At 59.9% G+C, this 421-nt stretch carries 1 protein-coding gene; it reads right to left on the reverse strand.

The features are described from left to right. On the reverse strand, positions 1-383 hold a 383-nt coding region (locus tag RVY79_RS22020), incomplete at its 3' end, for a 5'-nucleotidase (RefSeq protein ID WP_411161742.1). Positions 384-421: the final 38 nt, after the last annotated feature.

Genomic DNA, 421 nt, shown 5'->3' on the forward strand with positions numbered 1-421 from the left:
CGGGCCGCCGACTCGCAATTCCGGACGTGGTCGTCGAAGAAAATGTCTGGCTCAAATTCGGCTAAGAATGGTGCCTTGGGCTGTCCTCCCAGAAACATCGCCTCGTCAACCGTAACGCCCCACGCCATCAGCGTACGAATCGCTCGCTCATGCGCCGGTGCGCTGCGTGCGGTCACCAACGCAGTACGCACCGATACTAGCGACTCGCGACGACTCCTCAATGAGCACAGAGCATCAAGAAACGGCTTCAGCGGCCCTGGGGGCAGAGGCGTACGCGCGTTGCGGACTTCGTGGTCGATGAATTGCTCCAATTGCATCAGCCTAAAGACGCGTTCCGCCTCATCGCTGAAAAGTACCGAATCCCCATCAAACGCGATGCGCAGTTCGCCCCCATCGGCTGGAGAACCTCTCCCAACTGCGG

The sequence above is a fragment of the Chromohalobacter sp. HP20-39 genome (assembly GCF_033052815.1).
GTDB lineage: Bacteria > Pseudomonadota > Gammaproteobacteria > Pseudomonadales > Halomonadaceae > Chromohalobacter.